Annotated in this window: 10 protein-coding genes and 1 pseudogene; 7 read left to right on the top strand and 4 right to left on the bottom strand. The window is 69.8% G+C overall.

Going from position 1 to position 13485, the window contains the following annotated elements:
• The 5 genes and pseudogenes from A9X05_RS25060 to A9X05_RS25040 all read left to right on the top strand — a co-directional run.
• Positions 1 to 327, top strand: a pseudogene (locus tag A9X05_RS25060) (hydroxymethylbilane synthase); the annotation flags it as partial.
• Between the two features lie 23 nt (positions 328 to 350).
• Positions 351 to 2009 (top strand): uroporphyrinogen-III synthase, encoded by a 1659-nt coding sequence (locus A9X05_RS25055; RefSeq protein ID WP_067784751.1) that lies wholly within the window; start codon positions 351 to 353, stop codon positions 2007 to 2009.
• 26 nt (positions 2010 to 2035) lie between these two features.
• Entirely contained in the window at positions 2036 to 3016 is a 981-nt protein-coding gene (hemB, locus tag A9X05_RS25050) for a porphobilinogen synthase (RefSeq protein WP_082950512.1), read from the top strand.
• A 1-nt stretch (position 3017) separates the two neighbouring features.
• Positions 3018 to 3578 (top strand): DUF3093 domain-containing protein, encoded by a 561-nt coding sequence (locus A9X05_RS25045; protein ID WP_067755999.1) that lies wholly within the window; start codon positions 3018 to 3020, stop codon positions 3576 to 3578.
• Complete coding sequence (locus A9X05_RS25040) at positions 3575 to 3838, top strand: hypothetical protein (protein WP_067756004.1); 264 nt, start codon at positions 3575 to 3577, stop codon at positions 3836 to 3838. Before A9X05_RS25045 ends, A9X05_RS25040 begins: the two co-directional genes overlap by 4 nt.
• Here the strand turns inward: A9X05_RS25040 and A9X05_RS25035 are convergent.
• A complete protein-coding gene (locus tag A9X05_RS25035; RefSeq protein ID WP_067756028.1) occupies positions 3825 to 4250 on the bottom strand; it encodes an STAS domain-containing protein in 426 nt (141 codons plus the stop codon). The two genes, A9X05_RS25040 and A9X05_RS25035, sit on opposite strands and share 14 nt — an antisense overlap.
• A 315-nt stretch (positions 4251 to 4565) precedes the next feature.
• Between A9X05_RS25035 and A9X05_RS25030 the strand changes: the two genes are divergently transcribed.
• Positions 4566 to 5804, top strand: coding sequence for an acyltransferase (locus tag A9X05_RS25030; protein ID WP_067756007.1), 1239 nt, complete (start codon positions 4566 to 4568; stop codon positions 5802 to 5804).
• A 93-nt stretch (positions 5805 to 5897) separates the two neighbouring features.
• Complete coding sequence (locus tag A9X05_RS25025) at positions 5898 to 6584, top strand: GDSL lipase (RefSeq protein WP_067756009.1); 687 nt, start codon at positions 5898 to 5900, stop codon at positions 6582 to 6584.
• Here the strand turns inward: A9X05_RS25025 and A9X05_RS25020 are convergent.
• The 3 genes from A9X05_RS25020 to A9X05_RS25010 all read right to left on the bottom strand — a co-directional run bounded on the left by A9X05_RS25020 (position 6581) and on the right by A9X05_RS25010 (position 13192).
• Positions 6581 to 9898, bottom strand: a complete 3318-nt coding sequence (locus A9X05_RS25020) for a LuxR C-terminal-related transcriptional regulator (protein WP_082950511.1) — start codon at positions 9896 to 9898, stop codon at positions 6581 to 6583. The two genes, A9X05_RS25025 and A9X05_RS25020, sit on opposite strands and share 4 nt — an antisense overlap.
• A 260-nt stretch (positions 9899 to 10158) precedes the next feature.
• On the bottom strand, positions 10159 to 12270 hold the full coding sequence (locus tag A9X05_RS25015; RefSeq protein ID WP_197499193.1) for an acyltransferase family protein: 2112 nt from the start codon (positions 12268 to 12270) through the stop codon (positions 10159 to 10161).
• Positions 12271 to 12316: 46 nt separating this feature from the next.
• Positions 12317 to 13192 (bottom strand): esterase family protein, encoded by an 876-nt coding sequence (locus tag A9X05_RS25010; RefSeq protein ID WP_197499192.1) that lies wholly within the window; start codon positions 13190 to 13192, stop codon positions 12317 to 12319.
• Positions 13193 to 13485: the final 293 nt, after the last annotated feature.

The following is a 13485-nucleotide window of genomic DNA, read 5'->3' as shown; positions in this document are numbered from 1 at the left end:
CTGGCGGAGTTGGACGACGCCGACACGCGCGCGTCGGTCACCGCGGAGCGAGCCCTGCTGGCCGAACTGGAGGCGGGTTGCTCCGCACCGGTGGGCGCGATCGCCGAGGTGGTCGAGTCCATCGATGAGGACGGCCGCGTCTTCGAAGAGCTGTCGCTGCGCGGTTGCGTGGCGGCGCTGGACGGGTCCGACGTGATACGCGCGTCCGGCATCGGCACCGCCGACCGGGCGCACGAGCTGGGGGTATCGGTCGCCGCGGAGTTGTTCGAACTCGGCGCCCGAGAGCTGATGGCCGAAGCGCGGCAGGACCCGAACCGAGGAAATTAATTGCGAGTGACGTGGGAGCGACAATGACGACGCGAGGGCGTAAGCCGAGACCCGGCCGCATCACGTACGTGGGTTCCGGACCCGGCGATCCGGGTCTGTTGACCACCCGGGCCGCGACGGTATTGGCGAACGCCGCCCTGGTGTTCACCGACCCCGACGTGCCGGAGCCGGTGCTGGCGCTGATCGGCAAGGACCTACCACCCGTCTCCGGCCCGGCGCCGGCCGAGGCCGCCGCCGGCAACGGTGACGCGCCCACCGACGGAGCGGAGCAGCCCGCGGTGATATCGGCCGGTCCGGATGTCCGCCCGGCGCTCGGCGAGCCGGCCGAGGTGGCCAAGACGCTGACCGCCGAGGCCCGTGCCGGCGCCGACGTGGTGCGGCTGGTGGCCGGCGACCCGCTGACGGTCGACGCGGTGATCACCGAGGTGAACGCCGTCGCGCGGAGCCACCTGCACATCGAGATCGTGCCCGGCCTGGCGCCGACCGGCGCCGTGCCCAGCTACGCGGGGCTGCCGCTGGGCTCGTCGCACACGGTCGCCGACGTGCGCGACCCGAACGTGGATTGGGACGCTCTGGCCGCCGCGCCGGGCCCGCTGATCCTGCAGGCCACCACGTCGCATCTGGCCGACGCGGCGCGCACCCTGATCGAGCACGAGCTCTCCGAGAGCACCCCGTGCGTGGTGACCGCGCACGGCACCACCTGCCAGCAGCGGTCGATCGAGACCACGCTGGGCGGTCTGACCGACTCGGCCGTGCTGGGTGGGACGGACCCGGCGGGCCCGTTGACCGGGCCGCTGGTGGTGACCATCGGCAAGACGGTGGCCAGCCGGGCGAAGCTGAACTGGTGGGAGAGCCGGGCGCTGTACGGCTGGACGGTGCTGGTGCCGCGCACCAAGGACCAGGCCGGCGAGATGAGCGAGCGGCTGACGTCCTACGGCGCGCTGCCGATCGAGGTGCCGACCATCGCCGTCGAGCCGCCCCGCAGCCCCGCCCAGATGGAGCGGGCCGTCAAGGGTCTGGTCGACGGCCGCTTCCAGTGGGTGGTGTTCACCTCCACCAATGCGGTGCGCGCGGTGTGGGAGAAGTTCGGCGAGTTCGGTCTGGACGCGCGGGCGTTCTCGGGCGTCAAGATCGCCTGTGTCGGCGAGTCGACGGCCGACCGGGTCCGGGCGTTCGGCATCAGCCCCGAGCTGGTGCCTGCGGGCGAACAGTCCTCACTCGGCCTGCTGGACGACTTCCCGGACTACGACAGCATTTTCGACCCGGTGAACCGGGTGCTGCTGCCGCGGGCCGACATCGCCACCGAGACGCTGGCCGAGGGACTGCGCGAGCGCGGCTGGGAGATCGAGGATGTCACCGCCTACCGGACGGTGCGGGCCGCGCCGCCGCCGGCGGAGACGCGGGAGATGATCAAGACCGGCGGCTTCGACGCGGTGTGCTTCACCTCCAGCTCCACCGTGCGCAACCTGGTCGGCATCGCCGGCAAGCCGCACGCGCGGACGATCATCGCCTGCATCGGTCCCAAGACGGCCGAGACCGCCGCGGAATTCGGGCTGCGGGTGGACGTGCAGCCCGAGACGGCCGCCGTCGGCCCGCTGGTCGATGCCCTGGCCGAGCACGCCGCCCGGTTGCGCGCCGAGGGCGCGCTGCCACCGCCGCGTAAGAAGAGCCGCAGGCGCTAGTGGGCCGCCACCAGAGGAGCTAGCCCATGGCCTACCCGCGGCAGCGTCCGCGCCGGCTCCGCTCCACCCCCGCGATGCGTCGCCTGGTGGCGCAAACATCTTTGGAGCCAAGGCATTTGGTGCTGCCGATGTTCGTCGCCGACGGTATCGACGAACCACGGCCGATCGCGTCGATGCCGGGCGTGGTGCAACACACCCGCGACTCGCTGCGCAGCGCGGCGGCCGACGCCGTCGCGGCCGGGGTGGGCGGGCTGATGCTGTTCGGGGTGCCCCGGGACGAAGACAAGGATGCGACGGGGTCGGCGGGCACCGATCCCGACGGCATCCTCAACCTCGCCCTGCGCGACCTGGCCAAGGATCTCGGCGATGCGACGGTGTTGATGGCCGACACCTGCCTGGACGAATTCACCGACCACGGCCACTGCGGCGTCCTGGACGCCAGGGGCCGGGTGGACAACGACGCCACGTTGGCTCGCTACGTGAAACTTGCTGTGGCGCAGGCGGAATCGGGCGCGCACGTGGTGGGCCCGAGTGGGATGATGGACGGCCAGGTGGCCGCGATACGCGACGGCCTGGACGCCGCGGGCCACACCGACGTGGTCATCCTCGCCTACGCCGCGAAGTTCGCCTCGGCGTTCTACGGCCCGTTCCGCGAGGCGGTCAGCTCCAGCCTGTCCGGCGACCGGCGCACCTATCAGCAGGAGTCGGGCAACTTCCGCGAAGCGCTGCGCGAGATCCGGCTGGACCTCGACGAGGGCGCGGACATCCTGATGGTCAAGCCCGCGCTGGGTTACCTCGACGTGGTGGCCGCCGCGGCGGAGGTGTCGCCGGTGCCGGTGGCGGCCTACCAGGTCTCGGGGGAGTACGCCATGATTTGCGCTGCGGCCGCCAACAATTGGATCGACGAGCGGGTCGCGGCTCTCGAGTCGTTGACGAGCATTCGCCGGGCCGGAGCCGATATTGTGCTGACCTACTGGGCCGCCGACGTGGCGGGTTGGCTTTCGTGAGATGGGGCTTGCTGTGAATTCCGAGTCGACGGCCGCGGAACGCAAGCCGCTGTTCTACGAACCGGGCGCCAGCTGGATCTGGGTGCTGTGGGGCCCGGTGGCCGCGGGCGCGATGATCCTGATCGAAATCTGGAGCGGTGCGCCCGTGTCGTTCCTGATCCCGCTGATCTTCTTGGTCCTGGTATCGGGGTTCGTCGGGTTGCAGGTGAAGGCGGCCCGGATCCACGTCTCGGTCGAACTCACCGAGGACGCCCTGCGCCAGGGCACCGAAACCATCCTGGTGCGCGAGATCCTCAAGGTGTACCCGGAACCGGAGAACCACGAAGCCTCCGGCAAGGAGTTGGCGCGGTGGCAGTCGGCGCGGGCCCTAGGCGAATTGGTCGGGGTGCCGCGCGGCCGCATCGGCATCGGCCTGAAGCTGACCGGCGCGCGCTACGCGCAGGCGTGGGCGCGCCGGCACCGTGAGCTCCGCGCGGCCCTGACCCCGTTGGTCCAGGAGCGGGTCGAGCCCGCCGACGTCACCGACTTCGACCGTGACGACGACGCCGGGTCCGCGCAGTGAGCGCCCGCTACCGGAGCAACAGGGCGTTGGTCGAACTCGCCCTGGCCTGCGCGGCGCTGATCGGCGCGGGAGTCAGCTGGGCGCGGTCGCACCACACCGTGGCGGTGGCGCCGATCGCGGACGGGCAGCCGTTCACCACGTCGACGGTGTATGACCCGCAGCTGCTCTTGCTGGCCCTGCTGCTGCTGACCAGCGCAGGGGTGCTGGCGGTGGTGGGAATCTCCAGGCAGCGCCGTGAGCGGCGCGCTAAGACATCCTGACCAGCGGCAACGCCATGCGACGGCGGCTGGCGATCGCGTCGGCCAAGTCGTGCAGCGCCTCGGGCACCGAGTAATTGCCGGAGAACCCGCCGTCAGCCACCAGTTCGGCGACCGCCGGGCTTGCCACCAAGGTCCACTGCACCCCCTCGGCGCGGCACGCGTCATCGAAGGTTTCCAGAAGTGAAATGCCCGCCGTAGCAAATTCGCTTACGTCGCCCATGTCGAGCACCACGCGGTCCTCTCCGAGGATGAAACGCCGAATGTGCTCGCCGACCTGATCCGCATTGCAGGCGCTTATTTCCCCCCGGATCGTCACCACGGTCGCCAATTGGCGGCGGTGAGCCCGAACCCATGCGCCGCCGCACTGGAAGATGCCGTTCTGATCCCGTGTCAGGACATCGGCGATCGTCATGGGCACCCCTCACTCTCCGTGGCGCTCGCTATGGCTTTGACGCTAAACCGCAAGCTTAAGGAGGGTGAAAGCCGCATCTAACGTTTTGTTAAGAAGCGATTTTCGCCGCCATTCCGCGCCGATACGAGCAAAGTTGGTCCGGGGCCGATTCGCCGCGAAAGTCCGCGTGCCACACCACAACCGTCCGGGCGTCACGGCGGTTGCGCTGCTAGGCTGCCAGGGCTACCGGTTGCGAGGCGGGGACTTGTGACAGCGCGAGGTCGCCCGGTCAGCCGAGCTACCAGGCGAACGTGAAGTCCAGGCGGAAAGAGCATCGTGCGCGGCGCAGAGATCAGGGGAGAGATCAAGGCCCTGACGGGACTTCGCATCGTCGCCGCGCTCTGGGTAGTGCTCTTCCACTTCCGGCCGATGCTGGGCGACGTGGGGCCCGACTTCCGCGACGCCCTCGCGCCCGTGCTCAACTGCGGCGCCCAGGGCGTCGACCTTTTCTTCATCCTCAGCGGGTTCGTGCTGACCTGGAACTACCTGGACCGGATGGGCCGGTCGTGGTCGACGCGCGCCACCCTGCACTTCCTGTGGCTGCGGCTGGCCCGGGTGTGGCCGGTGTACCTGGTCACCCTGCACCTCGCCGCCCTGTGGGTGATCTTCACGCTGCACGTCGGCCATGTGCCGTCGCCCGACGCCGGTCAGCTCACCGCGATCAGCTACGTCCGCCAGATCCTGCTGGTGCAGCTGTGGTTCGTCCCGTTCTTCGACGACTCCAGCTGGGACGGGCCGGCCTGGTCGATCAGCGCCGAATGGCTGGCGTACCTGCTCTTCGGCCTCCTGGTGCTGGTCATCCTGCGGATGAAGCAGGCCACGCGGGCGCGCAGCCTGATGGTGCTCGCGTTCGCGGCGGCGCTGCCGCCCGTGGTCATGTTGCTGGCGAGCGGCCACTTCTACACCCCGTGGAGCTGGCTGCCGCGGATCGTCACGCAATTCGTCGCCGGCGCGCTGGCGTGCGCCGCGGTGCGCAGGCTGCGGCTGACCGATCGCGGCCGCCGCGTCGCCGGGTACCTGTCCCTGTTTCTCCTGGCCGCCATGGTGGGCGTCCTGTATTGGTTTGACGCGCACCCGATCTCCGGCGTCGTGGAGAACGACAGCGGCGGCGTGGTCGACATCCTGTTCATTCCGTTGGTGATCACGCTGGCGATCGGCGTCGGGAGCCTGCCGAGGGCGCTCTCAACGCGGTTGATGGTGTACGGCGGGCAGATCTCGTTCTGCCTGTACATGGTTCACGAGCTGGTGCACACCGCCTGGGGCTGGTCCGTCGAGCAATTCGAGCTGAGGCCACAGGACAATCCGTGGAAGTGGAACGTCATCGGCCTGCTCGCGATCGCCGTGTTGATCTCGATCGCGATGTATCACTTCGTCGAAGAGCCCGCGCGTCGTTGGATGCGCAAGATGGTGGATGTCAAAGCCGTCACCGCGAGAAGCGAACCCGAAGAGGCCGCGGGTGGCAAGGTCCATCCGATCGACCGTTCGCTGGAAAAGGTTTCAGCCCGCGCCGTGTGAGGGTTGTCTTAGCGCCCCGCCGCGAATCGCGGGCGATAATCGATGGAACGCAGTGGCACATGACGATGCCGTTGACGGGGGAGGGAGGTAGTAGTGAGTCGTCTGGCCACCTTCGTCATCGGTTTGACCTTTCTGGTCGGCGTCGGCATCGCCTATCCCGCCCAGGTGCGCACCTACGACACGCTGACCCTGGATTTCCGGTTGAACCATCTGGCGGTCGTCGGGGATTCCTACACCACCGGCACCGGCGAGGGCGGGTTGGGCTCGAGGTCGTGGCCCGCCCGCGCGTGGGACGGGCTCGCCGCGCGGGGCGAGCGGATCTCGGCCGACGTGGCGGCCGAGGGCCGGGCCGGTTACGGCATGCCGGGTGACCACGGCAGCGTGTTCGAGGACCTGACCTCCCGGGCCGTGCAGGCCGACGATGTCCTGGTGGTTTTTTTCGGCTCGCGCAACGACGAGCCGATCGATCCGGGTGTGATCGGTCAAAAAGCCCGCAGCACATTCGATTTGGCCCGGCGTCTGGCGCCGTCCGCGCGGTTTCTGGTGATCGGGCCGCCGTGGCCGACGGCAGACGTGCCCCTCCCGATCCTGCTGATTCGCGACGCGCTCGCCGCGGCGGCCGGGTCCGCGGGGGCGACGTGGGTGGACCCGATCGCCGAACACTGGTTCGTCGGCAGGCCCGACCTGATCGGCGCGGACGGCGTGCACCCGAACGACGCCGGGCACCAATACATGGCGGACAAGATCGCGCCGCTCATCCGGACCCAGCTGTCGGCCTAGGTGTGGCGGGCGGCTTCCTGAGCGAGCTGCACCCGCGACGACACGGCGAGTTTGGCGTAGACGTGCGTCAGATGAGATTGGACGGTGCGCGCGGAGATGAACATTCGCGCGGCGATGTCCTTGTTGGGCAGCCCTTCGCTGACGAGGCGAACCACGTCGATCTCGGTCGGCGTCAATGACTCCCAACCGCTGGCCGGTCGCCCGCGCGCGCCGCGACCCCGCTGCGCGTAACCGATGGCCTCCGCGGTGGACAGGGCACGCCCCGCTGACCACGCGGCTTCAAAGTCGTCCTGCCCCAGGGTTTCCCGAACCGTTGACAGCGCCGCGTCGTAAGCCGGTTGAAAAGCCTTGAAGCGCACCGAGCCATGGCGTTGCCGCATGCCATTTGCCGCACCGAAAAGCCGGGCCGCGTGCTCGGGGTTGGAGTCGGCGGCCAGCGCCGCGAGACCCTCCAGGGCGTCCGGAAGTAACACGTGTCCGCCGGTGCGCTCGGCGACCGCGACGGCGTCGTGCAGATCGGTTTCGGCCTGCTGCGGCTCGCCCTGGGCGACGGCGACCCGGGCGCGCGACGTCAGCGCCAGCATCCGTTGCGATCCCGGCGCGACCGCGACGGTGTCGTCCGCCCAGCGTCGGGCGGCGGCCAGGTCGCCACAGCCCAGCGCCGCGTCGGCAATGGGCACCGTGCACCGGTTGAGAAGTTCCTTCAACGGATACGTGGACCGCCAGGCCGCGTCGCAGGCCTGTCTGGCCGCCGCGGCGTCACCGGCGGCCAGTTCGGCGATGGCCAGGAACGTATAGGCCGAGTCCTCGTGGAAACCGCCCAGCGCGGCGCCGATTTCCAGGGCGGTGTGCGCTGCGGTGCGCGCCGCAACGGCATCGCCGATCGACGCGAGCGCTTGCGCGCAGATGATCTGACCGAAGACCTCCATGGGGCGGTCCCCGGCCGCTCGCGCCTCCTCGACCAGCGAACGCGACATCTCGAGGCCCTCGGTCAGCCTGCCTCGCATTGCCAGCGTGCTGCCGAGGAACGTACGACTGTAACGGGACGCGAAGCTGTCGCCGAGCGCGTCGCCGAGGTCTCGTCCCTCCTCGCCCGCCGCCTGCGCGGCGATGATGTCACCCCCGACGGCACACGTGAAACTTTGGTAGGCGCGCAGCTGCGCCAGCGCGGCGAGGTCACCCGATGTGCGTGCGAGATCCGCCGCCTCGGTGAAGTACGGTTCGGCCAACGTGGGGTTGCCCACCGCCAACATGCCGCAGGTCATCAAGCTGTGCACGACGAGCGCCTCGTCGCCGAGCTGGCGCGCGGTAGCCAGGGCCTGTTGCGCGCGCTGCAGGCTGAACGGGACCGAGGACCAGACCCCGAGCAGCCCGGCGTCGGCGACCCCCCGCACCCAGACCTGGGGCGCGACGTCCGCGTCGCGGTACCGCTCGTCGCTGAAGATGGCATCGAACCCCGTCACGCCCTCGCGAAACCGGCCACGCGTCAGCCAGACCCGCTGCAGCGCCGACACCAGCCGCAGCGCCGGGTCGAACTCCCCGGCGTCGCAACTCCAGGCGTGGGCCGCCCGCAGGTTGGCCATCTCGAGTTCGGCCCAGGGGACCAGCGGGGAGCCGTCACCACGCATCCGCGATTCCAGCTCCGCCGCGGCGGCGGTGTAGTGGTCGCGGTGGCGAATGCGCACGGCCTCGGCTTCACCCGACTCGGCCAGCTTTTCCAGGCCGTACTGCCGGACGGTCTCCAGCAGCCGGTAGCGCATCATGCCGTCGATTTCCTCGGTGACGATCAGCGACTTGTCGACCAGGAGCCCGAGCAGGTCGATGAGCTGAAAGTGCTCGACCCCGGCGTCGGCGCCCACGGCGTGCGCGGCATCCAGGTCGAACCCTCCCATGAACACCGCCAGCCGGCGAAACAGTATGCGTTCCGGCTCGGTGAGCATGGCGTGGGACCAGTCGATGGATGCGCGCAGCGTCTGCTGGCGGCGGACCGCGGTGCGCGCGCCCCCGGCCAGCAGGCGGAAGTTGTGGTGCAACCCGTCGACGATCTGGGTCAGCGACAGCGTGCGGGTCCGCGCGGCGGCCAGCTCGATCGCCAGCGGCATGCCGTCCAGGCGCTGACAGATCTCAGCGATCGCGGACGAATTGTCTTCGGTGAGTTGAAAATCCGGTCTCGTGCGGCGGGCACGATCGGCGAACAACTCGAGGGCCTCGCCGTCGACCGTCAGCGACGGCACCCGCCAGGTCAGTTCCCCGGCCATGCCGATCGGTTCCCTGCTGGTCGCCAACACGGTGACGCCCGGCCCGGCATCGAGCAGGGCGACGATCAGCTCGGCACTCGCATCCAGCAGGTGTTCGCAATTGTCCAGCAGCAGTAGCATTTTGCGGTCCCGGACGAATTTCGCCACCGTTTCCATCGTGGAGCGGCCCGGCTGATCGGCAAGGCCCAGGGTGCGCGCCACGGTGACGGGCACGACGAGGGGGTTGGTGACCGGGGCGAGATCGACAAACCAGGCCCCGCCGGGGAACTCGTCGGACACCCGCGCCGCGACCTGCACCGCCAACCGTGTCTTTCCGACGCCGCCCGCGCCGGTCAGGGTGACCACCCTGTTGTCCCGCAGGATCTGTCCGACGTCGCTGATCTGGTCGCCACGGCCGACGAAGCTGGTCAATTGGACCGGAAGATGAGACGCCGCAACGGCGTTCGTGGTGCGTAACGGCGGGAATTCCGCACGCAGGCCGGGATGGTTGAGTTGCACGACGCGCTCGGGGCGCGGCAGATCCCGCAACGGGTACACGCCCAGGTCTATCAGCCAGGCGTCGGCCGGTAGCCGGTCGACGACCAGCGGTTCGGTGGCCCCGGACAGCACCGTCTGCCCGCCGTGGGCGAGGTCGCGCAGCCGCGCCGTCCGGTTGATCGTGGGCCCGGCGTAGTTGCCGGCATCGCGCAGCTGGACCTCGCCGGTGTGCACGCCTATTCGGATCCGGATCGGCGGGAGTACGGACAGTTGGATCTGCAGGGCGCAAGCGACGGCGTCGCTGGCGCGGGCGAAGGCGATCACGAAGCTGTCGCCCTCGCCCTGCTCGACCGGCCGCACCCCGCCGTGGGCGGCGACCAGGCCGTTGACGGTCTGGTTCAGTTGCTCGAGGGCCGCCGTCATGGTGTCGGACTGGGTTTCCCACAGCCGGGTCGAGCCTTCGACGTCGGCAAGCAGCAACGTCACCGTCCCAGTGGGCAGCTCGCTCAAGCTCTGCTCGCTCCAGTCCAGCAGCGGCATGTCCGCCGACGAATCGATGTCGATCATGTTAGCCAGCATGCGGCCGCGGTGAGCGGCAAAACATCAGCAAAATCGCGCAGAGTCCGGGCGCGGCCACGCGGATTTACGACTGGGGTTCAGTCCTCGGCGTGGCGCTCGTAGTCCCATCGCTCCAGGCGGGCTTGCAAATTCAGCAAGCCGAACCCGGCGACTGGAGCGGCGGCCGCAATGCAGGCCAGCAGCAGCGGAGTCATCCCCTACAACCTCCCAAAACCCTTCGCTGATATGACGTTCGTCAACCACCAGAAGTTCATTTCCGCTCACCCACCCGCCAGGGCCCGGTCCGCGAGCGCGCCGATCACCGGCGCCAGCAACTGCGCGTACTCGGTCGTCACGTGGTTGTCGTCGCGGAACACCAGGGTGTTGCCGACGATCATCGGGCAGCGCTCGGGGGTGCAGAACAGGTCGGTGAGATCCGCGTACTGGCCGCCGCCGGCCGTGGTTGCCGCACGCTCGGCGGCGATGCCGTCGTCGTTGACCGCGGCGGACCGCGTCGGCGCGCAGGCGCCGGCGTCGTCGAGGTGCGCGGAAAGGCAGGCGGGCAGCGACGAATGGGGATCCGGGGCGGGCCCGAGGATCAACACCGCAGCGCCGGTGCCGCGCAATTGCGTGACGGTGCGGCCCAGGGTGTCGATCCACGCCGGGTCGTAGGAGGTGAAACCGAAGTCCGCGGCGTAACGCCGGCTCATGTCCACCACCACCAGGCGCGGATGTTCGGCGGCCACCCGGGCCACGACCTGGCCGCGCCACTGTTCGCACTCGGTGTACTCGCGGCCCAGGTACGGGCTGACGATGTGCAGGTCCTGGATGGGGCAGGTCACCTTGGCCAGCGTCTCCAACCGCCAGTGGCGCTGCTCGGCGACCTGCGCAAAGGCCGGGTCCCACATGGCGGCGTGTGAGTCGCCGATCAGGGTGACCGTCGTCGGCGACGCGAGATCGCCCGTCGCGCACTCGTTTTGCCCGACCTCGCGCCAGGAGCGCACGCACCCGTTGACGAAGACCGCGGCCTTGTCGGCGGACGCCTTGGCGAGCGGGGGGTCGAGATTGGCGGGCACGGCTTTCAGGTTCGCCGACGCGGCGACCGCCGCGCGCGCCTGAGCGAACGCCGCTCGGACCGCCGCCTCTTGTGCGCTGACGGTGGGGGCGGCGCTGGGCGGAACCGCGACGATGTTGGCTCGCGGGGCGGCCGCCCCATGACCGACGGGCACCGGCACCGCGTTCAGCAACAGCACGCAGGCGCAGGCCGCGACCGCGCTGGCGGCCCCGGCGACGGCGAGGCTGGTCCTCGCCGACCGGCGCAGGGCGGCGGCGAACCGGCCCGGGTTTTCGACCAGGTGCAAGGTGATGATGGCGAGCCCGGCGGACACCGCCGTCGCGGTCAGCCGGGCGGGCAGGCCTGCGGGCTCACCCAGCAGTGCGGGCATCAGCAACAGCACCGGCCAGTGCCACAGGTACCAGGAATAGGAGATCCGGCCGATCGCGCGCATCGCAGGCCGGCACAGCAGCCGGCCGGCCCCCAGGCCGCGGCTGACGCTGCCGCCGCCGATGACGAGCGCGGTGCCCAGCACGGGCAGCAGCGCGGCGGTGCCGGGGTAGGGGGTGTGCGCGTCCAATTGCGTGCAGGTGAGCAGGATCAGCGCCAGGCCGCCCCAGCCGGCGATCGACGCGGTGCGCAGTGACAGGTGGTGCCACTGCTGAATCGACAGGGCCAGCAGGCCACCCGCCGCCAGTTCCCAGGCGCGGGTCGGCAGGGAGAAGAACGCCCAGGACGGCGACGTGCGGCTGCACAGCACGGCCGCCGTCAGCGACGCCGCCCCCACCAGGCCCGGGACCACCGCATACGGTGTGGCGCCCCGCAGCGCCGGAAGGCGCCGCGCCAGCCAGGCGGTGCCGATGATCAGCACCGGCCACACCAGATAGAACTGTTCCTCCACGCCGAGCGACCAGTAGTGCTGGAAGGGCGATTCCAGGTGCGGGGTCAGGTAATCGGTGCCCTGGGTGGCGAACCGGTAGTTGCCGACGTAGAGGGCGCTGGCGATGCCGTCGAGGAACACGCTGCGCGCTTGCAGCGGCGGCAGCACGACGGCCGCGCCGATGGCGGTGAGGACGCCGACGACCGCGGCGGCCGGCAGCAGGCGACGAGCCCGCGCGCCGTAGAAGCGGCCCAGCGCAACGGTGTTGGTGGAGGACGCCTCCCGGAACAACAGGCCGGTGATGAGGTAGCCGGAGATGACGAAGAACACGTCCACGCCGATGTATCCGCCGCTGACGCCAGGGATGCCCGCGTGATAGAGCACCACCGCGATGACCGCGACCGCCCGCAGTCCTTCGATGTCGGGTCGAAATCCGGTCCGCTTCACCGCCCGCTCCACTTGGCGGGTGGTGAGTTCGCTGGGCCGGACGCTCATGGGGTCTCCGCTAGGTCGCCATCCAGGCGAGTTCGCCGGGCAACATGAGACGCCACCAGGTCATGTCGTGTCCGCCGACCGTGAAGCTGACTACCGGTGGCGTTTTGAGTTGGCTGACGAATTGGCGGGTGGCGGGATAGAAGCGGTCGAAGGTGCCGCAGTCCACCCGTAGCGGAATCTGCGACAGCGCCGGCACGCCCAGCACGCTGTTCTGCGTCCAGTCGTCGTTGCTGTCGAACGCCTTAGGGGCGCTGTCGGCGAACGAGCTGTACAGCGCCGGGCTGATCGCGCAGATCCCCGCGGTCCGCGCCGGCCCCAGCTTGGCGCCCAGGTGCAGCGCCCCGTAGCCCCCCATCGACCAGCCCATGAAGCCCACCCGGGAGGTGTCGAAACCCATCGTGGACAGCATCGGCAACAGCTCGTCGAGCACCATTGCGCCGGCGTCGGTGCCGTCGGCCCGTTTGTGCCAATAGGAATCGCTGCCGCCGTCGACGCCCACCACCGCGAACGGCGGCTTGCCCTCCTTGACCAGTTGGGCCAGGCCTTGCTCGACACCGCAGTCGAGCATCATGTTCGCGTCGCCGTCCTTGCCGTGCAGGGCGATCACGGGGCGCAGTGTCCCGGTATGGCCGGGTGGCAGGGCGATCACGTAGTTCGTCTTCACGCCGCCGCGGGCGGCGGAGACGAACGAACCCGTGAGCTTGGTCGGCAGGTTGCTGCTCGCCGCGGACGGCTCGAACGGGGCCGGAGCCTGCGGCAGCGTCGCGGCCTGCGGCCTGACCGGATCGAGCAGGCCACTCAAGGCGAACACGCCGGCGGCTCCCAGGCCGGCGCTGGCTCCCATCCGCAGCACCGCCCGGCGGGTCAGGTCAGGCATGATCGCAATAATGCCGCCCTGACCGGTGATTACCTGCCGAGCCACGCCGAAATGGAAGCATTGTGTGATCTGGCGTGACCTATCGGTCTCCAACCGGTTACCTGCGGTGCACCCGTTCGCCGCCTCGGGCGGCGCGAGGCGGCCGAGTTGCGGCGCAATGGTTTACGGTCGGAACGGCCCCGCATTGGCACCCCGGCCGGCGCCATGATGATGGCCGTATCACGACGCCGCAACTCGGCCGCCTCGCGCCGCCCGGGGCGGCGACCGGGTGCACCGCAGGTAACCGGTTGGAGACCGATAGG

Origin of the sequence: Mycobacterium sp. E3298, from assembly GCF_001666895.1 — a bacterium.
Lineage (GTDB): Bacteria > Actinomycetota > Actinomycetes > Mycobacteriales > Mycobacteriaceae > Mycobacterium.
This window is presented reverse-complemented; position numbering and strand designations above follow the sequence as displayed.